Here is a 24,114-nt window from a genome sequence, read left to right on the forward strand (position 1 = left end):
AACCCGGAAGCTAAGCTCTACTGCGCCGATGGTACTGCGGAGGGGACTTCGTGGGAGAGTAGGACACCGCCGGACTCTTTTTGTGAGGGCCTGGGGCCTTGTCTTCGGACAGGGACCCAGGCCCTCGCTGTTTTTGGCCATCCGGTAGGGTCAGGGTGCACCGTCGGCACGTGGTACAGGAGGCACCCCGGGTGGAGGTCCAGGAGACACGGGTGCAGACAGACCGTGTCCTCACCATCCCCAACATGCTGAGCATGGCCCGCCTGCTCGGTGTGCCGTTGTTCCTGTGGCTGATCCTCCGGCCCGAGTTCGGCGGACCGAAGAGCGACGGCTGGGCGCTGCTCGTCCTCGCGTTCAGCGGTGTCAGCGACTACCTCGACGGGAAGCTCGCCCGTCGCTGGAACCAGATCAGCAGCCTCGGCAGGGTGCTCGACCCCGCCGCCGACCGCCTCTACGTGCTCACCACGCTCGTCGGGCTGACCTGGCGGGGCATTCTGCCACTGTGGCTGACGGTGCTCCTGCTCGCTCGGGATCTGCTGCTCGCGGTGATGATCCCGATTCTCGCCCGGCACGGGTATGGGCCGCCCCAGGTGAACTTCCTCGGCAAGGCGGCCACGTTCAACCTGATGTATGCCTTCCCGTTGCTCCTCCTCAGTGACGGATCCGGATCATTGGCGTCACTGGCTGCGATTTTCGGATGGGCGTTCGCCGGTTGGGGTACAACGCTGTACTGGTGGGCAGGGATCCTTTACGTGGTGCAGGTCCGCCGCCTGATCAGAGCGGACCCCACGGCCGACTAAGCCCGCTTCCGGCGGCAACTCCTGCACAGGTGCGGCGGCCGGATGCCCGTGCGCTGGTTCACGGGCTTCCCGGCGGGTGACGTTGGCCAGACAGCCGTCTCGCCAAGGAGGACGCTTCCGACATGAAGGCCGTCGTGATGGCCGGGGGTGAAGGCACCCGCCTTCGCCCCATGACCTCGAGCATGCCCAAGCCGCTCCTGCCGGTCGCCAACCGACCGATCATGGAGCACGTGCTGCGGCTTCTGAAGCGGCACGGACTGACCGAGACCGTGGTCACCGTGCAGTTCCTCGCTTCACTCGTGCGCAACTACTTCGGCGACGGTGAGGAACTCGGCATGAGTCTCACCTATGCCAACGAGGAAAAGCCCCTCGGTACCGCGGGCAGCGTCAAGAACGCGGAAGCGGCGTTGCGGGACGACTCCTTTCTCGTCATTTCCGGCGACGCGCTGACCGATTTCGACCTGACCGAGTTGATCTCCTTCCACAAGGAGAAGGGAGCCCTGGTCACCGTCTGCCTGACCCGGGTGCCCAACCCCCTGGAGTTCGGCATCACGATCGTGGACGAGGACGGGAGGGTGGAGCGGTTCCTCGAGAAGCCGACGTGGGGCCAGGTCTTCTCGGACACGGTCAACACGGGCATCTATGTGATGGAGCCCGAGATCTTCGACTACGTCGCCGCCGACGAGCCCGTGGACTGGTCCGGTGACGTCTTCCCGCGGCTGCTGAAGGACGGCAAGCCGATCTACGGCTACGTCGCCGAGGGCTACTGGGAGGACGTGGGCACCCACGAGAGCTATGTGAAGGCGCAGGCCGACGTCCTCGAGGGGCGGGTGGACGTCGAGATCGACGGCTTCGAGATCTCCCCCGGCGTGTGGATCGCCGAGGGCGCCGAGGTCCACCCCGACGCGGTGCTGCGCGGCCCGCTGTACGTCGGGGACTACGCCAAGGTCGAGGCCGGCGCGGAGATCCGCGAGCACACGGTGCTGGGCAGCAACGTGGTGGTGAAGTCCGGCGCGTTCCTGCACAAGGCGGTCGTCCACAACAACGTCTACGTGGGCCAGCAGAGCAACCTGCGCGGCTGCGTGATCGGCAAGAACACCGACGTGATGCGGGCGGCGCGGATCGAGGACGGCACCGTCATCGGCGACGAGTGCCTGATCGGTGAGGAATCGATCCTCTCCTCCGGCGTGCGGGTGTACCCGTTCAAGACCATCGAGGCCGGTGCGTTCGTCAACACCTCGGTGATCTGGGAGTCCCGCGGCCAGGAGCGGCTGTTCGGCGCGCGCGGCGTCTCCGGCATCCTCAACGTGGAGATCACCCCGGAGCTCGCGGTGCGGCTGGCCGGCGCCTACGCGACCACCCTGAAGAAGGGCGCCACGGTCACCACCGCCCGTGACCACTCCAGGGGCGCCCGGGCGCTGAAGCGCGCCATGATCTCCGCCCTCCAGGCCAGCGCGATCGACGTGCGCGACCTGGAGAACGTGCCGATGCCGGTGGCGCGGCAGCAGACCGCGCGCGGCAGCGCCGGCGGCATCATGATCCGCACCACGCCGGGCGTCCCCGACTCGGTGGACATCATGTTCTTCGACGAGCGCGGCGCCGACCTCTCCCAGGGCGGGCAGCGCAAGCTCGACCGCGTCTACGCCCGCCAGGAGTACCGCAGGGCGTTCCCCGGCGAGATAGGCGATCTGCGCTTCCCGGCCAGCGTCTTCGACTCCTACGCGGGCGCGGTGCTGCGCGCCGTGGACACCTCCGGGGTCAAGGAGTCCGGGCTGAAGGTCGTCATCGACGCCGCCAACGGCAGCGCCGGCCTGGTCCTGCCCAGCCTCCTCGGCCGGCTCGACGTGGAGAGTCTGACGATCAACCCCGGCCTGAACGAGGCCAAGCCCACCGAGACCGCCGAGGAGCGCCGGGCGGCGCTGACCCACCTCGGCGAGATGGTCTCGTCGGCGCGGGCCGCGTTCGGGGTGCGGTTCGACCCGGTGGGCGAGCGGATGTCGCTCGTCGACGAGCGCGGCCGGATCGTCGAGGACGACCGAGCGCTGCTGGTCCTGCTCGACCTCGTGGCGGCCGAACGGCGCAGCGGCAGGGTGGCGCTGCCGGTGACCACCACCCGGATCGCCGAGCAGGTCGCCGCGTACCACGGCACGCAGGTGCGCTGGACCACGACCTCGCCGGACGACCTGACCCACGCGGTCGAGGAGGAGGGCACCGTCTTCGGCGGCGACGGCCGCGGCGGCTTCGTCATCCCCGAGTTCAGCGGCGTCTTCGACGGCACGGCCGCCTTCGTGCGCCTGGTCGGCCTGGTCGCCCGCACCCAGCTCACCCTCAGCCAGATCGACGCCCGCATCCCGCGGGCCCATGTGCACCGCCGCGACCTGGCCACGCCGTGGGCGGTCAAGGGCCTGGTCATGCGGCGCGTGGTGGAGGCCGCGGGGGACCGGTCCGTGGACACCACCGACGGCGTGCGCGTGGTGGAGGCCGACGGCCGCTGGGTGATGGTGCTGCCCGACCCGGCCGAGGCCGTCACGCACCTGTGGGCGGAGGGCCCCGACGACGACTCGGCGCAGGCCCTGCTGGACGAGTGGGCGGCGGTGGTCGACAGCGCGGGCCGCTGACCCGCACCCCCCATACGCCCCCCGTTCGCCCCCGCGCGCCCCGTGCTCACCGGGGCGCGCGGCGTCCCGCGGACCCGGGTGCCGCGCGGGTGAACCCCAGGCGTACGCTCCGGTGCCGGACGGTGCCCGGAGCGTACGCCGTGTCGTTCGTCACGATCCGGCAGTCGAACGGTGCGTCCCACCGGGGCCGTTCGAGGGAACGGCGGCTCACGTGCAACGATGTGCGGCATGCCGCAGCAGCACCCCACCCGGAGCACACGCGTGCGCCCCGGGCGCCCAGCGCGCCCGGACGCGTCGATGTCGCTGCTGACCAACGTCATGGACCACAGCCTCGACGACGGGTACGCCGAAGCGGCCGCCCGCAGAGGCGAGTTGGGCACCTCGCGGATGCCGCGCACCACCCGCGCCAAGTTGGGCCTGGCCGGCGGCCTGCTCCTGGCCGCGCTCGTGGTGACGCTCGGCGCCGTCCAGGCCCGGGAGGCGGCGCCGACGCTGGCGAAGGAGCGCGAGGGCCTGATCGAGCGCATCGAGAAGGCCGGGGACGACGCCGACGCCACGCAGCGCGAGGTGGAGTCGCTGCGCGAGAAGGTCGACGCCGAGCGCAGCAAGGCCCTGGAGGCGGACGGCGGCGGCGACGAGGCCGAGCTGATGTCGCTGCTGGCCGGCGCGTCCCCGGTGGCGGGCCCCGGCCTGAAACTGGTCGTCAACGACGCGAAGACCGCCCGGCAGGGCGACGGGGACGGGCCCCGGGGCTCCAGCTTCTCCGACAGCGGACGGCTGCGCGACCGGGACCTCCAGCGGGTCGTCAACGGCCTGTGGGAGTCCGGCGCGGAGGCGATCGCCATCAACGGGCAGCGCCTGACGTCGCTGTCCGCGATCCGGGCCGCGGGCGAGGCCATACTCGTGGACAACAAGCCGCTGCCGCCCCCCTACACGGTGCTGGCCGTCGGCGACGGGCCGCGGCTGAGCTCCGCCTTCCAGGACAGCGTGGACGGCAGGTACCTGCGGCAGCTCAAGGAGAACTTCGGCATCCGCGCGAGCATCGCCGTCGAGGACAGGGTGGAGCTGCCCGCGGCACCCAGCCTCACCGTGCGGTACGTCGCGCCCCCGGCGGCGGGCGGGTCCGCGGGCGCCGGGGACACCGGGACAGGGAAGGGCACATCGTGATCGCCGTACTCGGGCTCGTCGTGGGAGTCGTGGTGGGACTCGTCGTCCGACCGGTGGTGCCGGACGGCGTCGAGCCCTATCTGCCCATCGCCGTGGTGGCCGCGCTCGACGCGGTGTTCGGCGGCGTGCGGGCGATGCTCGACGGCATCTTCGACGACAAGGTGTTCATCGTCTCGTTCCTGTCCAACGTCACCGTGGCCGCGCTGATCGTCTACCTCGGCGACAAGCTCGGCGTCGGGTCGCAGTTGTCCACGGGCGTGGTGGTCGTGCTCGGCATCCGCATCTTCTCCAACGCGGCCGCCATCAGGCGCCACGTGTTCCGGGCGTGAGGCCGATGGCGAACGACGACACCAACGACGGCGGCACCGTCCCCGGCGGCGAGGACCGTCCGGCGGAGCGGACGACCGGCGGTACGACTCCGAAGCGCGGCCCGACCGGAAAGCCGGCCGCGCCCGGGGCAGGACCCGGGACCTCGGCGCCGGACACGCCGCGACCCGCGGCGGGCGAGCGCGGGGAACCCGGCCCCGCGGCACCGAGGACCCCGGCGGCCGACGCCCCGGCGCCCGGGGCCGCGGGGTCCGAGGCGGCGACGTCCGAGGCCGCGGCACCGAAGCCCTCGGCACCGGACGCCGCTGAGCGCGGCACCGCCCGGAGCGCCCCGCCAGCCCGGCCGGCCTCGGGGAGCCCGCCGGCCCGGAGCACCCCGCCCGCCCCGGACACCCCCGGCGCGCGCCGTCCCGCCCCGCGCCCCGGCGCCGCCCCGGGCAGGTCGTCCGCCCCGGGCGGGCCGAACCCCGCGGGCAGGCCGGTCCCCCCGGGCGGGCACTCCGCCCCGGGCAGGCCCGCCGGTGGTGTGGCGCCCGCCCCCGGTGGCCCGCGCCCCGGTGCCGTCCCGCCGTCCGGGGCTAGGCCCGCCCCGGGTGGCGCCCCCCGCAGGCCCGCCGGCCCGCGCCCCGGGCACGGGCCCGCCCCGGCCTCCGCGGCGGGGCCCGCGGGTCGCCCACCGGTGCCTCCGGGCAGGCCGGGCGCGCCCACCGGTGCGGCCCGCCCCCTGCCCGGTGCCGCGCCCGCCCCCGGCAGGCCGTCCGCCCCCGATGGCCCCGGTCGCCCCGGCCCCGGTCGCCCCGGTCCCGGCGCCCCGAGTCCCGGCGCCCCGGGTGCCGGGACCGGCGGGGCGCCCCGTCCCGCGGCGGCCCGCCCGCCCGCCGGGTCCGGTGCCGAACCGGACCCGGCGCCGGGCCGTGCCGGGGCGGGGACGGCCGCGAAGGAGCCGGAGCCCTCCGGCAGGCAGCGCCTGCGTGCCGCGCTGTGGCCGCCGCGGATCAGCCGGGCCCAGCTCACGGTGGCGGTGCTGCTGTTCGCCCTCGGGCTCGGCCTGGCCATCCAGGTGCGGTCCAACAGCGACGACAGCAGGCTGCGCGGGGCGCGCCAGGAGGACCTGGTGCGCATCCTCGACGAGCTCGACAGCAGGAAGGAGCGGCTGGAGGAGGAGAAGAGGGAGCTGGAGGACCAGCGCGCGGAGTTGGAGAACAGCTCCGACCAGGCCGAGGAGGCGCGTAAACAGACGGAGAAGAAGGCCGCTCAGCTCGGTGTACTGGCGGGAACCGTCCCCGCGGAGGGACCCGGGATCACATTGACGATCCGTGATCCCGGCGGTCACGTTCGTGCCGATATGCTGCTTGACACGTTGCAGGAGTTGAGGGCCGCGGGGGCGGAGGCGATCCAGATCAATGACGTACGGGTCGTCGCCGACACCTTCTTCTCCGACGACCTCTCCCAGGAGGGTGAGGGGCCGGTAGTGAAGATCGACGGTAAGAAGGTCGCGCAGCCGTACCGCTTCAAGGTGATCGGCAACCCGCAGGACCTGGAACCGGCGCTCAACATCCCCGGCGGAGTGGTCCAGAGCATGGAGAAGGAGCAGGCCACGGTCACGGTCGTGCGCGATGAGAAGATCGTTGTGAACGCCTTGCGACAGGCGAAGCAGCCTGACTACGCTCGCTCGGCACCGAAATGAGGCGCGATCGGGTGAAACTGGGCGAAGAGGCGTCGAGTGGTGTGACGCCCGGTAGGTGGATGGTTCCCGTCCCGGAGGGGCGGGCGTTGGTGAGCGGCCGGAGCACCGGCCACGAGGGTTCGTCCTGCCCCACGGGCGGGTCTGGGTCGTTCAAGGGGAATCGCCCGTGAAGTTGTTTGCGAAGTTGTTCGGTCGTTCGCGCCAGTCCGCCGAGGGGCGTACGGCGCGCCACCGGGTCCAGGACCAGGGGCAGCAGGGCCAGGGTCCCGGCGTTCCCGGCATGCGGGGCGCCCCCGAGGACACGGCGGACGCCCAGGGCCGTCCCCTGTTCCGCGAGGGGCCGGGAGGCCATTCGGGTGGCGGCGGCGTGGGTTCTGTTGACCCTGCCGGTGCCGGCCGCATAGGTTTCGGAGAACCATCAACCACGGGTGGAGGGTTCGCCTCCGATCCGTACGCGACCCAGGCGGGTCAGCGGCAGGAGGCCGAGTCCATGCCGGTGTGCACCAGGTGCGGGCACCGCAACCCGCAGGCGGGGCGCTTCTGCTCCAACTGCGGCGCACCCATGCGCGCGGCGGGCCCCGGAGCGGAGCGGCCCTCGGAGACCACGTCCACGATCTCGATCTCCGGCCTCGAGGCCTATGACAGCGAGGGCCAGGTACTGCCTCCGCTGTCCCCCGAGGCGCAGGCGGCGGTGGACGCGCTGCCCGCGGGTTCGGCGCTGCTGATCGTGCGCCGGGGGCCGAACTCCGGCAGCCGGTTCCTGCTCGACAGCGAGGTGACCACGGCGGGCCGCCACCCGGAGAGCGACATCTTCCTGGACGACGTCACGGTCTCCCGCCGCCACGTGGAGTTCCGGCGCACCCCCGAGGGGTTCACCGTCACCGACGTGGGCAGCCTGAACGGCACGTACGTCAACCGGGAGCGCATCGACTCGGTGGCCCTGCACAACGGCGACGAGGTCCAGATCGGCAAGTACCGCCTGGTCTTCCACGCCAGCCACTGGGGGGTCTGACCGGACAGGCCACCCCGCCCCGGCGCGACGCCGCCCCGCCCGCCCCTCGTGCGGCGGGCGGGGCGCGGCCGCGGGGGCGGGGCCGACACGGGGCGCTCGCGGACGAGGCGGAGAGGAACACCCGGCCGGAGAGGATCGAGAAGCCATGCTTCGTACACCGGCGGGCGGCACCGCGCACGGCGCCGCCACCGCGGGCCCCCAACTGCTGAGCATCGGCGCGGTGCTCAACCAGCTCCGGGACGAGTTCCCCGAGGTCACCATCTCCAAGATCAGGTTCCTGGAGGCGGAAGGGCTGGTCGAGCCGCAGCGCACCCCGTCGGGCTACCGCAAGTTCAGCCCGCGGGACGTGGACCGGCTGGCCTACGTGCTGCGGATGCAGCGCGACCACTACCTGCCGCTGAAGGTGATCCGCGAGCACCTGGACGCGCTGGACCGCGGGGAGCCGGTGCCGCTGCCGGCCCCCGCCGAGCGCCGCACGGCCGCCCCGGGCGACGAGGCCGCGGAGCTGTTCGACGCGGGCGGCGACAGCCCTTTCCACGGGCCCCGGCTCGGCCGCGCCGAGCTGCTCGCCGCCACCGGCGTCACCGAGCAGGAGCTGGCCGACTGGGAGAGTTACGGGCTGGTGGAGTCCGCGTCCGACGGCTCCTACGGCGGCGACATGGTCACCGTGGTGAAGATCCTCGCCGAGTTGGGCCGGTACGGCTTCGAGCCCCGCCACCTGCGCGCGGTTAAGGCGGCGGCCGACCGTGAGGTCGGCCTGGTGGAGCAGATGGTCGCCCCGCTGCGGCGGCACCGCAACCCGCAGACGCGCGCCCACGCCGAGGCCACCGCCCGCGAGCTGGCCACCTTGGCGGTGCGGCTGCACGCCGCGCTGGTCCAGTCGGGACTGCGGGTGCGCATGCTCTGACCTGCCCACCCGGCCGGGGACCGGGGTGCGCGGCCCTGCCCGACTACCCAAACCGGGCGGGCACGGCCTAGGGTTGCTGTGTGAACGAGCTCGACGTCGTGGGCGTCCGGGTCGAGATGCCCTCCAACCAGCCGATCGTGCTCCTGCGGGAAGTGGGAGGCGATCGGTACCTGCCCATTTGGATCGGACCCGGGGAAGCCACAGCCATCGCCTTCGCGCAGCAGGGCATGACGCCTGCGCGCCCGTTGACGCACGACCTTTTCAAGGACGTGCTGGAGGCCGTCGGCCAGCAGCTCACCGAGGTCAGGATCACCGACCTGCGCGAGGGCGTGTTCTACGCGGAGCTGGTCTTCGCCAGCGGTGTGGAGGTGAGTGCCAGGCCGTCCGACGCCATAGCGCTCGCCCTGCGCACCAACACGCCCATCTACGGCAGTGACGGTGTGCTGGACGACGCCGGGATCGCCATCCCGGACGAGCAGGAGGACGAGGTGGAGAAGTTCCGCGAGTTCCTCGACCAGATCTCACCCGAGGACTTCGGCACCAGCAACCAGTGATGCCGCGAGCCGGCCGCGCCCGCCTCCGGGGCGCCGCCGGCGCGGGCGGGACCCGCCCGTCCTCACCCCTGCCCCGGTGGCGCGGGTGGACCGCGCAGGACCGCGTGGCGGCCTCCGCGCGGCCATTCGGCTAGGCTTACCCCGCCCCGGGTCACGTCAAACCACTCGCGGGGTTGATATCACTCGGCGTGCCGAGTGTGGCGATCGTTGACGCACCCCCAGTGACTGCCTACCGTCGTGAAGGAAGGTCCCGGAAGGCTCTCGCTTGACGGCGTTGCCGGGCATCGGGCCGGATTTTCCGCGCGGTGCGTCCGGGATTGCGAACTTACGGAGGTCGGCGTGAGAAGCACCGGCGGCGGTACGGCCCCGGGGGACGGATTCCTCCCTCGCGGCGCTGTGGCCCATCGCTCTCCCCGGTTCCGGGCGGAGGAGGGGGCGGCCGCGGCGGGGGCCGCGCCGGACGCGGAGGTGATCGGCTACCGCGGCCCCACGGCGTGCGCGGCCGCCGGCATCACGTACCGGCAGCTCGACTACTGGGCGCGCACCGGCCTGGTCGAGCCGAGCGTGCGCCCGGCGCACGGCTCCGGCACCCAGCGCCTGTACAGCCTGCGCGACGTCGCCGTGCTGAAGATCGTCAAGCGGCTGCTGGACACCGGCGTGTCCCTCCAGAACATCCGCACCGCGGTGCGCCACCTGCGCTCCCGCGATCTCGCCGACCTGCGGCGCATGACGCTGATGTGCGACGGCGCCACCGTGTACGAGTGCGCCTCGCCCGACGAGGTGGTGGACCTCCTCCAGGGCGGTCAGGGCGTGTTCGGCATCGCCGTGGGCGTGGTGTGGCGCGAGGTCGAGGCCGCGCTCACCCAACTGCACGGGGAGCGGGTGGACACCGGCGAGACGCTGGTCGGCCACAACCCCGAGGACGAGCTGGCCCGGCGCAGGAACCGCGCGGGCTGAGGCACCACGGGGCGGCGCCGCCCGCCGCGGGCACCGTTTCCTCGCTCCGGCCTCGATCCGGCGGATGTCAGTGCCGTGCGCGACCATCGGGGTGTGAGGTCCGCGCCGACGATCCTGCACCTGGACATGGACGCTTTCTACGCGTCCGTGGAGCAGGCGGCCAAGCCCAGCCTGCGCGGCAAGCCCGTCATCGTCGGCGGCCTGGGGCCGCGCGGTGTGGTGGCCACGGCCTCCTACGAGGCGCGGCGCTCCGGGGTGCACTCGGCGATGGCCATGGCCCACGCGCGGCGGCTGTGCCCGCACGCGGCGTTCCTGGTGCCCCGCTTCTCCGTCTACCGGCAGGTGAGCGACACGGTGATGGGGCTGCTGCGGGAGCTGTCCCCGCTGGTGGAGCCGCTCAGCCTGGACGAGGCGTACCTGGACCTGGAGGAGGGCCCGCACGGGGCGCTGCTGCGGCAGCCCGACCGGCGGGCGGTCTCCGCGGTGGCGCGGGCACTCGCGGAGGACCTGCGCGGCGACATCGCCGCGGCGACGGGCCTGACGGCGTCGGTGGGCCTGGCCGGGACGAAGATGCTGGCCAAGATCGCCTCCGAGCGGGCGAAGCCGGACGGGCTGCTGGTGATCGAGCCGGGCACCGAGCGGGCGCTGCTCGACCCGCTGCCGGTGCGGGTGCTGCCCGGGGTGGGCCCCGCCACGGACGAGCACCTGCGCCGCGCCGGCATGGCCACCGTCGCCGATGTGGCGGCGGCGGGCGAGGCGGAGCTGGTGCGGCTGCTCGGCAGGGCGCACGGGGCCGGCCTGTACTCGATGGCGGTGGGGCACGACGACCGTCCGGTGGTCGCCGAGCGGGAGGCGAAGTCGGTGTCCGTGGAGGACACCTTCGACGAGGACCTGGCCGACCGCGACCGGGTGCGGCACGAGATCGACCGCCTCGCCGAGCGGTGCGTGCGCAGGCTGCGGGACTCCGGCCGGTCGGGGCGGACCGTGGTGGTCAAGGTGCGGCGCTTCGACTTCTCCACCCTCACCAGGTCCGAGACGCTGCGCGCCCCGACGGACGACCCGGCGGTGGTGCTCGAGGTGGCCAGGCGCCTGGTGGACTCGGTGGACACCACCGGCGGGGTGCGGCTGCTCGGCGTGGGGGTGAGCGGTCTGGCGGACTTCACCCAGGAGGACCTGTTCGCGCAGGTGGCGGGGGAGGCCGCGGCGTCGGCCGGGCCCGGGGCCCCCGGGGAGGCGGAGGGCGGGGCCGGGCCGTCCGGCGCGGTGGCGGCGGTGGCGTCCGCCCCGGCCGGACCCCTCGCGGCGGTGCGCGGGGCGCCGGAGCGACGGTGGCTGCCGGGGCAGGACGTGCGGCACGCGGAGCTCGGGCCGGGGTGGGTGCAGGGCAGCGGCGTGGGCCGGGTGACCGTCCGGTTCGAGACGCCGTGGTCGGCGCCGGGACGGGTGCGGACCTTCCCGGTGGACGACCCGCAACTGGCGCCGGGCGAGCCGCTGCCGCTGCGGGGCGGAGGCGGGGAGGGAGCGGGGGAGGAGGAGGGGGACGCGGAGGGTCAGTGACGTGCGGGGGCGGTCACTCGACGTCCCCGGCCAGTTCGCCCTCGCGGGCGCACTCGGACGGCTCCGCGTCGACGTCCAGGTGGTAGTGGCGGTAGAGCTGGAGCTCCTGCTCGGGCGAGAGGTGGCGGCCCACGCCGAAGTCGGGGGCGCACCGGATCAGCGCCTTGTCGTAGGGGACGCGCAGGTTTCCGCCGACGACGACGCTGGGCTCCAGGGGGACGAAGGCGTCCCGGCCGAACAGGCCGGTGCGCACGGCCGCCCACTCGGGCTCGCCCGTGGCGTCGTCCAGGTACACCTCGTCAACGGTGCCGATCTTGGCGCCGTTGCGGTCGAACGCCTTGCGGCCGATCAGGTCACGCGGATCGATGTCGGTCTGCACGGTGGTCCTCCAGCGGTTCGCGGGGCGCGGACGGCCCCGCGGTAATCCCACCAAAAGGCACAAAACGTCCGGTGTCGAGTCGAGGCGGCCGAAGGGATCCCTCGAGTACGGCGCTGATAGGGTTGAAGTGGCTGTTGACGTCGCGCGGGAGAGTCCTTCGCTCCTGGGGCACCCGTCCCTGGGGCAAGGCGCCGAAGGAGCAAATCCTCCCCGGAATCTCTCAGGCATCCGTACCGCGCGGTCGAGGTCACTCTGGAAAGCAGGGCGGGCGACGGGCGCGTGCACCGGACCCCTCCCTCACCGACGGTGCAAGCCGGGTCCCCCGCGGGGAGCCCGGTGAAGCTCTCAGGTCGTGACGCCCGCGTCGCGCTGACAGAGGGGGAGGCCGCCGGGCACACGCCGTTGTGTTGCCCCTCACAGGTCGCACGACCAGGAGGCCTCCGCAGATGACTGCCACCCCGAGCAGCGGACCCGACAGGCGGTCCCTCGCCGACCTCGAGCGCGGCACGCCCTTCGAACGGCGCCACATCGGGCCCGACGACGCCGACCGCGCCAAGATGCTGGCCCACGTCGGCTACGGCTCGCTGGACGAGCTGACCGCCGCCGCGGTGCCCGCCGCCATCCGGTCCGCCGAGTCGCTCGCCCTGCCGCAGGCCCGCACCGAGGCCGAGGTCCTGGCCGAGCTGCGTGAGCTCGCCGACCGCAACCAGGTCCTGCACTCCATGATCGGCCTGGGCTACCACGGCACCTTCACCCCGCCGGTCATCCTGCGCAACGTGCTGGAGAACCCGGCCTGGTACACCGCCTACACCCCCTACCAGCCGGAGATATCGCAGGGCCGGCTCGAGGCGCTGCTGAACTTCCAGACGATGGTGGCCGACCTGACCGGCCTGCCCACCGCCGGGGCGTCCCTGCTGGACGAGGGCACCGCGGCCGCCGAGGCCATGGCGCTGGCCCGCCGCGTGTGCCGGGTCAAGGCGCCCTCCGCGGACAGCCAGGGCCTGTTCCTGGTGGACGCCGACTGCCTGCCGCAGACCATCGCCGTGGTGCGCACCCGCGCCGAACCGCAGGGCATCGAGGTGCTCGTCGCCGACCTGTCGGACGGCCTGCCCGACGGGCTCGCCGAGCGCGGCCTGTTCGGCGTGCTGCTCCAGTACCCGGGCGCCTCGGGCGCCGTGCGGGACCCGGCGCCCGTCGTCGAGCGGGCGCACGAGCTCGGCGCCGTCGTCACGGTGGCCGCCGACCTGCTGGCGCTGACCCTGCTGAAGTCCCCCGGCGAGCTCGGCGCGGACATCGCGGTCGGCTCCAGCCAGCGCTTCGGCGTGCCCATGGGCTTCGGCGGGCCGCACGCGGGCTACATGGCGGTGAAGGAGGCGTTCGCCCGCAGTCTGCCGGGGCGCCTGGTCGGCGTGTCCGTGGACGCCGACGGCGACCGCGCCTACCGGCTCGCGCTCCAGACCCGCGAGCAGCACATCCGCCGGGAGAAGGCCACCAGCAACATCTGCACCGCCCAGGTGCTGCTCGCCGTCATGGCCGGGATGTACGCGGTGTACCACGGGCCCGACGGGCTGCGCGCCATCGCCCGGCGCGTCCACCGCTACGCCGCCGTCCTCGCCGCCGGCCTGCGCGCGGGCGGCGTGGAGGTGGTGCACGAGGCGTTCTTCGACACGGTGACCGCGCGGGTGCCCGGCCGGGCCGCGGACGTCGTGGCCGCGGCCCGGGCCGCCGGGGTCAACCTGCGGCAGGTGGACGCCGACCTGGTCGGCATCGCCTGCGACGAGACCACCGGCCGCGCCCAGCTCGCCGCCGTGTGGCGCGCCTTCGGCACGGCCGGCGACGCCGGGGCGCCGGACGTGGACGCGCTGGACGAGGCGACCGCCGACGCCCTGCCGGACGGCCTGCTGCGCCAGGGCGAGGTGCTCACCCACCCGGTGTTCCACCGCCACCGCTCCGAGACGGCGATGCTCCGCTACCTGCGCCGCCTCGCCGACCGCGACTACGCGCTCGACCGCGGCATGATCCCGCTCGGCTCGTGCACGATGAAGCTGAACGCCACCGCCGAGATGGAGCCGATCACCTGGCCGGAGTTCGGCGCGCTGCACCCGTTCGCCCCCGCCGAGCAGGCCGAGGGTTATCTGACGCTGATCCGCGAGCTGGAGGACCGGCTGGCGGAGGTCACCGGCTACGACCGGGTCAGCCTCCAGCCCAACGCCGGGTCGCAGGGCGAGTTCGCCGGGCTGCTCGCCGTGCGCGCCTACCACCGGGCGAACGGTGAGGCGCAGCGCACCGTCTGCCTGATCCCGTCCTCCGCCCACGGCACCAACGCGGCCAGCGCCGCCATGGCGGGCCTGAAGGTCGTGGTGGTGAAGACCAGCGACGACGGGGACGTGGACCTGGCCGACCTGCACGCCAAGATCGACGCGCACCGGGACACCCTGGCCGTGCTGATGGTCACCTACCCCTCCACGCACGGCGTGTTCGAGGAGCACATCGCCGACGTGTGCGCGGCCGTGCACGAGGCCGGCGGGCAGGTGTACGTGGACGGCGCCAACCTCAACGCCCTGGTGGGGCTGGCCCGTCCGGGGAAGTTCGGGGCGGACGTGTCGCACCTGAACCTGCACAAGACCTTCTGCATCCCGCACGGCGGCGGCGGCCCCGGCGTCGGCCCGGTCGCGGTGCGCGCCCATCTGGCGCCGTACCTGCCGAACCACCCGCTCCAGCCCGCCGCGGGTCCGGAGACGGGCGTAGGGCCGATCTCCGCCGCGCCGTGGGGCTCGGCGGGCATCCTGCCGATCTCCTGGGCGTATCTGCGGCTGATGGGCGCTGAGGGGCTGAAGCGGGCCACCCAGGTGGCGGTGCTCAGCGCGAACTACGTCGCCAAGCGGCTCGCGCCCTACTACCCCGTGCTCTACACCGGCCCCGGCGGCCTGGTGGCGCACGAGTGCATCGTGGACCTGCGCCCGCTGACCAAGGCGACCGGCGTGACCGTGGACGACGTGGCCAAGCGGCTCATCGACCACGGGTTCCACGCGCCGACGATGTCGTTCCCGGTGGCCGGAACCCTGATGATCGAGCCCACCGAGAGCGAGGACCTGGCCGAACTCGACCGGTTCTGCGAGGCCATGATCGCCATCCGCGGGGAGATCGACCGGGTGGCGGCGGGCGAGTTCCCCGTGGAGGACTCACCGCTGCGCGGCGCGCCCCACACCGCCGCGGTGCTGGCCGGGGAGTGGGCGCGGCCCTACTCGCGGCAGGAGGCGGCGTTCCCGGGCACGGTGTCCGCGGCGGACAAGTACTGGCCGCCGGTGCGCCGCATCGACCAGGCGTTCGGTGACCGCAACCTGATGTGCTCGTGCCCGCCGCTGGAGGAGTACGACGGCTGAAATCCGCCGGGGCGGCGCGCGGCGCGGCCCCGGGGGAGGGCGGAGTGGGGCCGGTGCGGCGGTGACGCCGTGCCGGCCCCGTTTTTCGAATGACCGCCGTTGCCCACGACGGCCGCTTCGCGTGACGGTGCACGCCGCGCCGCGGAGGGGCGCCCGCCGGGTGCGGGCGCGCGGCGCCGGCGAAGCCGTCCGGCTCCGGGCCGGGTGGCCCTGCCGGGCGGCTTCCGAGGAGGTGTGGCGCTGTGGTGCCGGGCCGCGGGGACGTGCGCCGCACGTCCGGGCGGTGCCGGTTCAGGCGGCGACGAGCTTGGCCAGCGGCCGGTGCGGAGCGATGATCTGCCCGTCGGGCAGCAGCTCCCCGGTGTCCTCGAAGAGCAGGACGCCGTTGCAGAGCAGGCTCCAGCCCTGCTCCGGGTGGCGCGCGACGGTGTGCGCGGCCTCACGGTCAGGGGAGTCCGCGGTGGGGCAGGGTGGCTGGTGCTGGCACATGGTGGACATGGTCTTTCGCTGCGTTGTGGTCATGGCGCGGCTTGAGGGAGTGTGCATGGCCGCTTCCCCCGTTCGGAAGTGACGTACGACGGTCGGAGCGCCGGACGGCGCCTGCCGGATCTCAGTGTTGCCCCGGCGGCTCGTCCGCGCACGGATTTCCTCCGAGCTGTTGTTCGCTTTTTTCTCTCCGGTCGCTTTTCCCGGGTGCTTTCCGGATGCGGGTGTGGCTGCGACACGGTCACCGGCGCCGCCGGTCCTCGTGTCGCGGATCTTGCTGCGCCCGGGGGCGGCCGGGACCGCCCCTGCTTCGTCAGACGCCGCACCCACGCTAGCGGTTGCCCGCTCGGCGGTGATCCATATCAGCCATCCGCGCGCGGGTGCAAACGCGGCCGGGCCCGCCCCGCGCGGACGCGGAGCGGGCCCGGTGCGCCGGCGCCCCGGGGGCGCCGCGGAGTCCGGGGTTCAGGCGGAGCTGGCCAGCAGGGACGCGCCGGAGGGGAGGCGCGGGGCCAGCGCGGGCAGCAGATCCGCCGCGCGGTGCACGCGGTGCGCCGCGATGCCGGGGGGTGCCGGGGCCAGCGGGACGAGCAGATCCTCCGCGTGGTCCTCGGCGGAGTCGTCGTGCAGCCACAGCGCCAGCATGTACAGGCCGGGGACGGAGAGCATGCGGGGCTGGTGGCGGCCCTTGAGGGACTGCGCCTGGCCGAGCGCGCGGTAGGTGGAGACCAGGAACGGGCCCTGGCCGAAGTGGGAGAAGGCCCAGCCGTCGGGGGTCTGGAGCGTCTCCGCGACCGCGACGGGCGTGTCGCCCGCGTTGATCAGGAAACGCCACCCCGTACGGCGGGCGGCGGCGAGCGCGCGGTGGCCGTCGGTGCAGTGCTCGAGGACGTGGACGGGGTGCGGGTGCGAGGTGGTCACCGGACCTGGGGTGGCGTGCAGGGCCGGGGCGGTGCGGGTGGCGGCGGGGGAGTTGAGGGCTGCCAGTACCGCCCGGAGGGCGGGGGCGGGAGCCGGCGGGGTGTACAGCGGCATGACGGATCGCCTCTCACTGGTGGAGTGGGCGTACGAAAGGGTGCGGACGGCGCTGTCGGCAGGTCGGCAGAGCACACCGGGCTTGCGGGGTGGGGGTCGCGGATGCGCGGTGGTGCGGGGATGGCATGCGGACCCCTTCCCTGGGCCATGGCGTGCGCGCGCCATAGGGTGGGTCGCGGGATGTCTGCCTTGAGGGTGGAGTTTATACGACATTTGTTCCCGCAATGTTTCCTCTACTAATCCCCCGGATGACCTGCAAGGGGATTACCGGCCGTGATCAGTAGAGGTCAAAGCCCTGGTGGCGGAGATGGTGGCTGCTCCTGGCTGCGGATTCCCTCCGATTGCGGATGGCTGGTTCCGGGTAGACGAGTCCTCTGGCATGTGTGCCAGGGATAACCCCCTTTCCCATGCCCGTGTTCCATGTCCGGGCCGTTACTGCCAGAGGAATATGCCGTACGGCGCCGGGCAGGCGCCGCCCAGGTGACGGCGGGCGACCCGGCCTTATGGATCATGGTCGCTGGGCAGTATTTGTCGCTGGGCGCATCCAGGGCAGCAGGGTCTGGAGCGGGGTCCACGGAAAGGGGAGCCTCGGTGGGAGAGAAGGTCGGGGTCAGCGCGTTCGACCTCTCCGATCGGCAGCGGTACCGGCGCAAGCTGCGCCTGTGCCTGTCCGCGCTGGAACGGCTGCTGCGGGAGAAGAGGTTCGACCGGCCGCGGAACCTGATGGGTCTCGAGCTCGAACTGAACCTGGTGGACGCCGCGGGGCTGCCGCGGATGGTCAACGACGAGGTGCTGGAGCGGATAGCCAGCCGCGACTTCCAGACAGAGCTGGCGCAGTTCAACCTCGAGGTGAACGTCACCCCGCACCGCCTCGGCGGCCGGGTGCTGGACGAGCTCGCGGAGGAGCTGCGCACCTGCCTGGCCTACGCCGACCGCAAGGCGCAGGAGGCCGGGGCGCGGATCGTGCTCGTGGGCATCCTGCCCACCCTCGGCTCCGAGGACCTGGTCAAGTCCACCCTCTCCCGCGCCGACCGCTACCGACTGCTCAACGACCAGATCCTCGCCGCGCGCGGCGAGGACCTCTCCCTGCACATCGAGGGCGTGGAGCGCCTCGCCGTGACCTCGGCGTCGATCGCCCCCGAGGCGGCCTGCACCTCCCTCCAACTGCACCTCCAGGTCACCCCCGGCCGGTTCGCGCAGGTGTGGAACGCGGCCCAGGCCATGGCCGCCGCCCAGGTGGCCGTCGGTGCCAACTCGCCGTTCCTGTTCGGGCGCGAGCTGTGGCGCGAGACCAGGCCGCCGCTGTTCGAGCAGGCCACCGACACCCGGCCGCAGGAGCTGAAGGCGCAGGGCGTGCGCCCGCTGGCCTGGTTCGGCGAGCGCTGGATCGACTCCGTCCTCGACCTGTTCGAGGAGAACGTCCGCTTCTTCCCCTCGCTGCTGCCGATCTGCGACGACGAGGACCCCGAGCGGGTGCTCGACGGCGGCGGCGTGCCCGCGCTGCGGGAGCTGGTGCTGCACAACGGCACCATCTACCGCTGGAACCGCCCGGTGTACGACGTGTCGGGCGGCGTGCCGCACCTGCGCGTGGAGAACCGGGTGCTGCCCGCGGGGCCGACCGTGACCGACGTGCTGGCGAACACCGCCTTCTACTACGGCCTGGTGCGCTCGCTCGCCGAGGAGTCCCGGCCGATCTGGACCCGGCTGCCGTTCGAGGTCGCCGCAGACAACTTCCACGTCGCCTCCCGCGACGGCATCGGCGCCGTGCTCCGCTGGCCCAGGTCCCGCGGCGGCGGCCTGACGGAGGTGCCGGTGGCCCGCCTGGTGCGCGAGGAGCTGCTGCCGCTCGCGGCCGCGGGCCTGGACGCGTGGGGCGTGGAGCCGGTGGACCGCGACCGCTACCTCGGCGTGATCGAGCAGCGCTGCGCGCGCGGCACCAACGGCGCCGAGTGGCAGGCGCGCACCTTCCACCTGCTGCGCGAGCGCGGGAACCTGGGCAGGGCCGAGGCGCTGGCCGCGATGACCCGCAGGTACTGTGCCCTGATGCGGACCGGGGAGCCGGTGCACACCTGGCCGGTGGAGTGAGCGGAACCCCGACGGGGCGGCGCCCCCGGCCGGCCGGGCCCGGTCGGCACTCGTGGGACACGTGCCGCGTTGGGAGAGGCGTGACGATCACTTCGCCGGAGCAGACCGGCCTTTCGCGGCGCACCGCGCGCCACGAGCTGGCCCTGGTGCTGGCCCTGTCACTGGGCGCGAGCGGCCTCGCCGCGCTCATCGACTTCACCGGGTCGCTGACCGAGCCGGGCGGCCTCTCCGACCAGGCCGCCACCCTGGTGGGCTCGCGCGCGCCGGGGCGGCCGTGGCTCGACCTCGCCTGGCAGTTGTTCTCCATCGCCTCCTCGCTGGTGCCGGTGGCACTGGTCGCGCACCTGCTCACCCGGGAGGGCGCGGCGCTGCGGGCGATCGGCTTCGACCTGCGCAGGCCCCGCTTCGACCTGGCCTGGGGCGCCGCCGTCGCGGCGGGCGTCGGGGGCACCGGGCTCGCGTTCTACCTCGGGGCGCGGGCCGCCGGGTTCAACCTGACGGTGGTGCCCGAGTCGCTGCCCGACGTGTGGTGGAAGATCCCCGTGCTGGTGCTGTCGGCGGTGCAGAACTCGGTGCTCGAGGAGGTCATCGTCATCGGCTACGTGCTGCGCAGGCTGGGCCAGCTCGGCTGGACCTGGCCGGCCGCCGTGGCGTTCAGCTCGGTGCTGCGCGGCTCGTACCACCTGTACCAGGGCATCGGCGGGCTGGTCGGGAACATGGCCATGGGCGTGCTGTTCTGCCTGCTGTACCGCAGGTGGGGGCGGGTGGGGCCGCTGGTGGTGGCGCACGCGCTGATCGACATCGTGGCGTTCGTCGGGTACGCGCTGCTGGCCGGGAAGGTGAGCTGGCTGCCGACGGCGTGAGGCGGGCGGCGAGCGGGGCGGGCCCGGTGGCGGGCCCGCCCCGGCGCGTCACCCGGCGGCGAGCAGCTCCCCGTCGATCACGGTGACGGCCCGGCCGGTCAGCTCCACCCGGTCGCCGCGCACCGCGGTGCGCACCCGGCCGGGGCGGGCCGAGACCTGAAGGCCGGTCAGCTCGGCGCGGCCCAGCCGCGCGGACCAGAACGGGGCGAGCGCGGTGTGGGCGCTGCCCGTCACCGGGTCCTCGGGGACGCCGACGGCCGGGCCGAAGAAGCGGGAGACGAAGTCGTGGTCCCGGCCGGGGGCGGCGGCCGCGGTGACGATCACCCCGCGCCACCCCGCGCCGCCGTCCAGGGCGGCCACGGCGGGCAGGTCCGGGGCCAGGGAGCGCACCGTCTCCTCGTCGGCCAGCTCCACCAGCAGGTCGCCGAGGGCACCGGTGCCGTGGACGGAGACCGGCTCGGCGCCCAGCGCCTTCGCCAGGCCCGCCGGGGGCTCGGTCGCGCCCGGCGGTGAGGCGGGGAAGTCCATGGTCAGCGCCCCGCCCTCGGCCGGGCGCACCACGAGGGTGCCGCTGAGCGTGGAGAAGCGCGCCACCTCCGCCGCGGCGCCCGTGGAGAACAGCACGTGCGCGGTGGCCAGCGTGGCGTGGCCGCACATCCCGACCTCGGTGGCGGGCGTGAACCAGCGCAGTTGCCAGCTTTCCTCCGCGCCGTCCGGCGAGGGGTGGGCGAACGCCGTCTCGGAGAGGTTCACCTCGGCCGCGACCCGCTGCATCCAGCTCGCGTCGGGGAACGCGCGGGCGGAGTCGAGGAGCACCACCCCCGCCGGGTTCCCGGCGAAGGGGCGGTCGGTGAAGGCGTCGACGATTCTGATGCGCATGCCGCCACCCTAGGCGTGACCGGGGCGGGCGATCACGCGGTATCCGGCCGGGCGCGGTCCGCGAGGTGCCGTCCGGGTCGCCGCGGGCGGCCGGCGCCCGGCGCGGCCGCGGGCGGGACGGCGGAGTTCGCGGGCGGGGTCGGGCGCCGTCTCCGCCGGGGTGCGCCGCCGTGCGCTCGCGCCGGGGCGCGCCGCCGCGCACGGCCGTACCGGCGCCGGACACGGCCCGGCGCGCCCTGCACCGTCCCCGCACCACACCACAGCACACCGCACCGCGCCGTCTCCGCTCGGCGATGCCGCGAGCGTCCGCCCGCACCGCCGCCGTCTCCCGGCGGCGCCCGCCCGCCGATTCGCTCCATCCGCAGGGCGGACGCTTGTCGGTAACGAGTTTCCGATATATCGTCGAAGCATCGTGATAGATGAGCGAGTGGCGAAAGGAGGACGCGAGATGCGTCCCCACGGATTCGGACACGGACATGGACACGGCCCCTGGGTCGGGGGCGGCCCGGAACGGCGCGGAGGGGAAGGGCGCTGGGAGCGGCGGGCGGCGTTCGGGCCGTTCGGGCCCCCCGGCGGGGGCTGGGGCGGGCCGCGCGGACGCGGCCACCGCGGCCGGGCCCGGCGCGGTGACGTGCGGGCCTCGATCCTGGTCCTGCTGAAGGAGCGGCCGATGCACGGCTACGAGATGATCCAGGAGATCGGCGAGCGCAGCGGCGGGGCCTGGCAGCCCAGCCCCGGGTCGGTGTACCCCACCCTCCAGTTGCTGGAGGACGAGGGCCTGATCGGCAGCGAGGAGTCCGGCGGCAGGCGCATGTACAGCCTCACCGACGCGGGCCGCGCCGAGGCCGACGGCGGGCCGGACGCCCCCTGGGAGCAGGCGGGCCGCGGCGAGTGGGAGTCGCTGCGCGAGGTGAAGCAGGCCGCCAGCGGGCTGTTCTCGGCGTTCGGCCAGGTGATGGCGACGGGCAGCGAGGAGCAGCGGGCCAAGGCGCTGGCCGTGGTCAACGAGGCCCGCAAGAAGCTCTATCTGATCCTCGCCGACGAGGACTGACGACCCGGCCGGCCGCGCCGCGGCGGCGCGGCGGACCCGTCAGCCACCGGTGCCCGGGGCGAGCGGCAGCACCTCGATGCGGCCGCCCCCGCACACCGCGCCCTGGGTCCAGGCCGCCTGCTCCTGGGTGTGGGAGTCCGGCGGGGTCACCTGGAGCCGCCGGGCCGGCGGGGCGCACGGGCCCGTCTGCGGGTCGCCCTCGCCGGGGACGACGCTCCAGTGCAGCCGCGCCCACGCGCTGGCCCCGGGGGCGAGGGTCAGCGGCCGGGACGGGCGGGAGCGGTCCCGCACGGCGTCGGTGGGCAGCGGGGCGCCGGTGCCGTCGAGCAGTCGCAGGCCGACGTAGCCCTGGAGGCGGCAGGCGGTGGCGGAGCCGTTGGTGAGGACCGCGGCGGCGTAGCGGTTGCCCGCGGCCGGGGGCAGCGGGCGCAGGCTCAGGGTGAGGCGGTCGGTGCCGCACCACGGGGGGCGGGCCGCGGTGCGCGCGCTCGTCGCCGCGTCGGCGGACCCGGCCCGGGGCGCGGCCTGCTTTCCGGCCCGCTCCTTCCCGTCCCGGCGGTCCGCGGCCCGCCCTTCGGGCGATGGCCTCCGCGGCTCCGGGGAGGCCGGCGGCTGCGCCGCGGAGGAGGAGGGCGGTGCCGCGGCCGGGGGCTCGTCGGCGGCGGAGTGCCCCTGGCCGGACGAGCCGCAGGAGGCCAGCAGGGCGGCTGCGGCCGCGGCGGCGAGTGCGGTGGAGGGCGTGCGCAGGCGGCGTCCCATCTCGGGTGCTCCTTCCGGGAGTTCCGGTGGTCCCTCGGGTGCTGCTACCCGCTTGGACTCGGAGCCCCGCCTTCCGGTTTCCTCCGGGAGCGCTTTTCTGTGCCTTTCTCGCCGGTTTTTGCCTTCTCTTGACGTTGCGTCACCGGGCGGACCGGAGTTTTGTCACTGGATCGGGTGATGGTCCAGGACTCCGACCCTCGCGCTGCCGATAGCGCTTAAGGGGGCGGCGAAAGCCCGCCCGGATCGGAGCGAGACACCATGCGTCACTTCAGCAGCCGAGCGCCTCGTTTGGCCGTGGCGGCCACGGTGGTGGGTCTGCTCGCCACGGGGGCCGCGCTGCCCTCCGCGGCTGAGCCGGTCGAGGACCGGTCGACGCCCGGGGCGGCGACCCACGGGCACACTCCCAAGGCGAGGCTGTGGATGAGCGTGGTGAACGGCGAGGACCCCGACGGCGCGGACCGGAGCTGGGCGGTGCTCGTGTGCGGGCCGGACGGCGGCACCCACCCCCGTGCCAGGGCGGCCTGCCACGCCCTGCGGGAGGCGGGCGGGGACATGCACGCGCTGCCCGCGGCGGCCGAGCGGATGTGCGCCAAGATCTACTCGCCGGTGGTCGTGGAGGTGATGGGCCGGTGGCGCGGCCGGCTGGTGGAGTACCGCGAGACGTTCCCCAACCGCTGCCTGATGGAGTCCGACACCGGCCAGGTCTTCGCGTTCGACGAGGACTGACCGGTGTGCCCGGCCGCCCGCCGACGGCGTCCGTCCGCACGGGCGCGCGGGGCGGGCGGTGGCCCCGCGGCGTCGGGGCCCGTCCGGCGCCGCGCGGGTGCGCGGCCGCCCGCCCGGCGGGCTGTGTCACGATCGGTCCCGGAGGTGGCGACGATGGACGTGGCGGAGCTGCTGCGCGGGCAGCCGGTGATGGCGGGCCCCTTCCCGGAGTTCGACGTGGCGCGGGCGCCGCGGCGGCCGGGCGAGCTGTTCGCGCGGTGGCTGGAGCAGGCCGTGCGCGAGGGTGTGGCGGAGCCGCACGTGATCACGTTGAGCACGGCCGACGAGCGGGGCCGCCCCTCCGCGCGGGTGCTGATGCTGCGGGATCTGGACATTCCCGGCGCCGGTTGGGTGTTCGCCTCCAGCGCGGTCAGCCGCAAGGGCGTGGAACTGGCCCGCAACCCCTGGGCGGCGCTGTCGGTGTACTGGCGGGAGCAGGGCCGCCAGGTGCGGGTGTGCGGCCGGGTGGAGGCGGCGTCACCCGAGGTCAACGCCCACGAGTTCCACTCCCGCACCGAGGCGGCGCGGGTGGCGGCGCTCACCGGGCGGCAGAGCGCGCCGATGGCGGACCCGGCGGAGTTCGAGGCCGCGGAACGGGAGGCGCGGGCCCTGCTCGCCCGCCACCCGGAGGCGGTCGCCCCCGACTACACCGTCTACACGCTGCGGGCCGAGGAGGTGGAGTTCTGGCAGGGCGCCGCGGACCGGCACCATCTGCGGCTGGTCTACGACCGCCGGGGCGACGGCTGGGCGAAACGGCTGCTGTGGCCGTGAGCGCGGGGCGGCGCGGAGCCGCCGCTCCGGGCCCGCCGTAGGACTGCCGGGTTTCCCGCGGGGCCCTTGGGG

At 74.1% G+C, this 24,114-nt stretch carries 21 protein-coding genes, 1 rRNA gene and 1 riboswitch; of the genes, 17 read left to right on the forward strand and 5 right to left on the reverse strand.

Features of this window, described 5'->3' with window-relative positions:
• From rrf to ACYVO2_RS32040, 11 genes are all read left to right on the forward strand, one after another.
• Positions 1-75 (forward strand): 5S ribosomal RNA (gene rrf, locus ACYVO2_RS31990); the annotation flags it as partial.
• Between the two features lie 116 nt (positions 76-191).
• Complete coding sequence (locus ACYVO2_RS31995; protein WP_461011575.1) at positions 192-800, forward strand: CDP-alcohol phosphatidyltransferase family protein; 609 nt, start codon at positions 192-194, stop codon at positions 798-800.
• 122 nt (positions 801-922) lie between these two features.
• Positions 923-3,418: a sugar phosphate nucleotidyltransferase gene (locus ACYVO2_RS32000; RefSeq protein WP_461011576.1), complete on the forward strand. Its 2,496-nt coding sequence runs from the start codon at positions 923-925 to the stop codon at positions 3,416-3,418.
• Positions 3,419-3,637: 219 nt separating this feature from the next.
• On the forward strand, positions 3,638-4,585 hold the full coding sequence (locus ACYVO2_RS32005) for a DUF881 domain-containing protein (protein WP_461011577.1): 948 nt from the start codon (positions 3,638-3,640) through the stop codon (positions 4,583-4,585).
• The gene (locus ACYVO2_RS32010) at positions 4,582-4,914 is read left to right on the forward strand and encodes a small basic family protein (RefSeq protein ID WP_461011578.1); all 333 of its coding nucleotides are present in this window, start codon (positions 4,582-4,584) and stop codon (positions 4,912-4,914) included. Before ACYVO2_RS32005 ends, ACYVO2_RS32010 begins: the two co-directional genes overlap by 4 nt.
• A 722-nt stretch (positions 4,915-5,636) precedes the next feature.
• Entirely contained in the window at positions 5,637-6,599 is a 963-nt protein-coding gene (locus ACYVO2_RS32015) for a DUF881 domain-containing protein (protein ID WP_461011620.1), read from the forward strand.
• Positions 6,600-6,654: 55 nt separating this feature from the next.
• Positions 6,655-7,611: an FHA domain-containing protein gene (locus ACYVO2_RS32020; protein ID WP_461011579.1), complete on the forward strand. Its 957-nt coding sequence runs from the start codon at positions 6,655-6,657 to the stop codon at positions 7,609-7,611.
• A 145-nt stretch (positions 7,612-7,756) separates the two neighbouring features.
• Positions 7,757-8,518: a transcriptional regulator FtsR gene (gene ftsR, locus ACYVO2_RS32025; protein ID WP_461011580.1), complete on the forward strand. Its 762-nt coding sequence runs from the start codon at positions 7,757-7,759 to the stop codon at positions 8,516-8,518.
• An 80-nt stretch (positions 8,519-8,598) separates the two neighbouring features.
• Positions 8,599-9,072, forward strand: coding sequence for a bifunctional nuclease family protein (locus ACYVO2_RS32030; protein WP_461011581.1), 474 nt, complete (start codon positions 8,599-8,601; stop codon positions 9,070-9,072).
• 339 nt (positions 9,073-9,411) lie between these two features.
• Complete coding sequence (locus tag ACYVO2_RS32035; RefSeq protein WP_461011582.1) at positions 9,412-10,029, forward strand: MerR family transcriptional regulator; 618 nt, start codon at positions 9,412-9,414, stop codon at positions 10,027-10,029.
• A 93-nt stretch (positions 10,030-10,122) separates the two neighbouring features.
• Positions 10,123-11,586, forward strand: coding sequence for a DNA polymerase IV (locus ACYVO2_RS32040; protein WP_461011583.1), 1,464 nt, complete (start codon positions 10,123-10,125; stop codon positions 11,584-11,586).
• A 13-nt stretch (positions 11,587-11,599) separates the two neighbouring features.
• Here the strand turns inward: ACYVO2_RS32040 and ACYVO2_RS32045 are convergent, their stop codons facing one another.
• Positions 11,600-11,965: a PRC-barrel domain-containing protein gene (locus ACYVO2_RS32045; protein WP_461011584.1), complete on the reverse strand. Its 366-nt coding sequence runs from the start codon at positions 11,963-11,965 to the stop codon at positions 11,600-11,602.
• Between the two features lie 135 nt (positions 11,966-12,100).
• Positions 12,101-12,211, forward strand: a riboswitch (glycine riboswitch).
• A 200-nt stretch (positions 12,212-12,411) separates the two neighbouring features.
• On the opposite strand from ACYVO2_RS32045, the gene gcvP reads away from it, so the two are divergent.
• Positions 12,412-15,348 carry an aminomethyl-transferring glycine dehydrogenase gene (gene gcvP, locus ACYVO2_RS32050; RefSeq protein ID WP_461011585.1) on the forward strand — a complete coding sequence of 979 codons (2,937 nt, stop codon included), beginning with the start codon at positions 12,412-12,414 and terminating at the stop codon, positions 15,346-15,348.
• Positions 15,349-15,639: 291 nt separating this feature from the next.
• Here gcvP and ACYVO2_RS32055 read toward each other — a convergent pair whose 3' ends face one another.
• Both ACYVO2_RS32055 and ACYVO2_RS32060 read right to left on the reverse strand, forming a co-directional pair.
• A complete protein-coding gene (locus ACYVO2_RS32055) occupies positions 15,640-15,837 on the reverse strand; it encodes a DUF5999 family protein (protein WP_461011586.1) in 198 nt (65 codons plus the stop codon).
• A gap of 462 nt (positions 15,838-16,299) precedes the next feature.
• Positions 16,300-16,869 carry a hypothetical protein gene (locus ACYVO2_RS32060; protein ID WP_461011587.1) on the reverse strand — a complete coding sequence of 190 codons (570 nt, stop codon included), beginning with the start codon at positions 16,867-16,869 and terminating at the stop codon, positions 16,300-16,302.
• 591 nt (positions 16,870-17,460) lie between these two features.
• Here ACYVO2_RS32060 and ACYVO2_RS32065 point away from each other — a divergent pair.
• Together ACYVO2_RS32065 and ACYVO2_RS32070 are read left to right on the forward strand one after the other, a co-directional pair.
• Positions 17,461-18,954 carry a glutamate--cysteine ligase gene (locus ACYVO2_RS32065; protein WP_461011588.1) on the forward strand — a complete coding sequence of 498 codons (1,494 nt, stop codon included), beginning with the start codon at positions 17,461-17,463 and terminating at the stop codon, positions 18,952-18,954.
• An 80-nt stretch (positions 18,955-19,034) separates the two neighbouring features.
• Entirely contained in the window at positions 19,035-19,817 is a 783-nt protein-coding gene (locus ACYVO2_RS32070; RefSeq protein WP_461011589.1) for a CPBP family intramembrane glutamic endopeptidase, read from the forward strand.
• Positions 19,818-19,865: 48 nt separating this feature from the next.
• Here the strand turns inward: ACYVO2_RS32070 and ACYVO2_RS32075 are convergent, their stop codons facing one another.
• Positions 19,866-20,696 (reverse strand): PhzF family phenazine biosynthesis protein, encoded by an 831-nt coding sequence (locus ACYVO2_RS32075; protein WP_461011590.1) that lies wholly within the window; start codon positions 20,694-20,696, stop codon positions 19,866-19,868.
• Positions 20,697-21,144: 448 nt separating this feature from the next.
• Here ACYVO2_RS32075 and ACYVO2_RS32080 point away from each other — a divergent pair, with 448 nt between their 5' ends.
• Positions 21,145-21,747, forward strand: coding sequence for a PadR family transcriptional regulator (locus ACYVO2_RS32080; protein ID WP_461011591.1), 603 nt, complete (start codon positions 21,145-21,147; stop codon positions 21,745-21,747).
• A gap of 39 nt (positions 21,748-21,786) precedes the next feature.
• On the opposite strand, the gene ACYVO2_RS32085 is transcribed toward ACYVO2_RS32080, so the two are convergent.
• A complete protein-coding gene (locus tag ACYVO2_RS32085) occupies positions 21,787-22,506 on the reverse strand; it encodes a DUF4232 domain-containing protein (RefSeq protein ID WP_461011592.1) in 720 nt (239 codons plus the stop codon).
• A gap of 294 nt (positions 22,507-22,800) precedes the next feature.
• Between ACYVO2_RS32085 and ACYVO2_RS32090 the strand changes: the two genes are divergently transcribed.
• Together ACYVO2_RS32090 and ACYVO2_RS32095 are read left to right on the forward strand one after the other, a co-directional pair.
• Positions 22,801-23,232 (forward strand): SSI family serine proteinase inhibitor, encoded by a 432-nt coding sequence (locus ACYVO2_RS32090; RefSeq protein ID WP_461011593.1) that lies wholly within the window; start codon positions 22,801-22,803, stop codon positions 23,230-23,232.
• A 153-nt stretch (positions 23,233-23,385) separates the two neighbouring features.
• Positions 23,386-24,042: a pyridoxine/pyridoxamine 5'-phosphate oxidase gene (locus tag ACYVO2_RS32095; protein WP_461011594.1), complete on the forward strand. Its 657-nt coding sequence runs from the start codon at positions 23,386-23,388 to the stop codon at positions 24,040-24,042.
• Positions 24,043-24,114: the final 72 nt, after the last annotated feature.

It is taken from the genome of Streptomyces capparidis, assembly GCF_054782095.1.

Coding starts and splice junctions, on each gene's coding strand:
- ACYVO2_RS32000 (WP_461011576.1), top strand. CDS start 923: ATGAAGGCCGTCGTGATGGCCGGGGGTGAAGGCACCCGCCTTCGCCCC.
- ACYVO2_RS32005 (WP_461011577.1), top strand. CDS start 3,638: ATGTGCGGCATGCCGCAGCAGCACCCCACCCGGAGCACACGCGTGCGC.
- ftsR (WP_461011580.1), top strand. CDS start 7,757: ATGCTTCGTACACCGGCGGGCGGCACCGCGCACGGCGCCGCCACCGCG.
- gcvP (WP_461011585.1), top strand. CDS start 12,412: ATGACTGCCACCCCGAGCAGCGGACCCGACAGGCGGTCCCTCGCCGAC.
- ACYVO2_RS32055 (WP_461011586.1), bottom strand. CDS start 15,837: ATGTGCCAGCACCAGCCACCCTGCCCCACCGCGGACTCCCCTGACCGT.
- ACYVO2_RS32060 (WP_461011587.1), bottom strand. CDS start 16,869: ATGCCGCTGTACACCCCGCCGGCTCCCGCCCCCGCCCTCCGGGCGGTA.
- ACYVO2_RS32075 (WP_461011590.1), bottom strand. CDS start 20,696: ATGCGCATCAGAATCGTCGACGCCTTCACCGACCGCCCCTTCGCCGGG.
- ACYVO2_RS32080 (WP_461011591.1), top strand. CDS start 21,145: ATGCGTCCCCACGGATTCGGACACGGACATGGACACGGCCCCTGGGTC.
- ACYVO2_RS32085 (WP_461011592.1), bottom strand. CDS start 22,506: ATGGGACGCCGCCTGCGCACGCCCTCCACCGCACTCGCCGCCGCGGCC.
- ACYVO2_RS32095 (WP_461011594.1), top strand. CDS start 23,386: ATGGACGTGGCGGAGCTGCTGCGCGGGCAGCCGGTGATGGCGGGCCCC.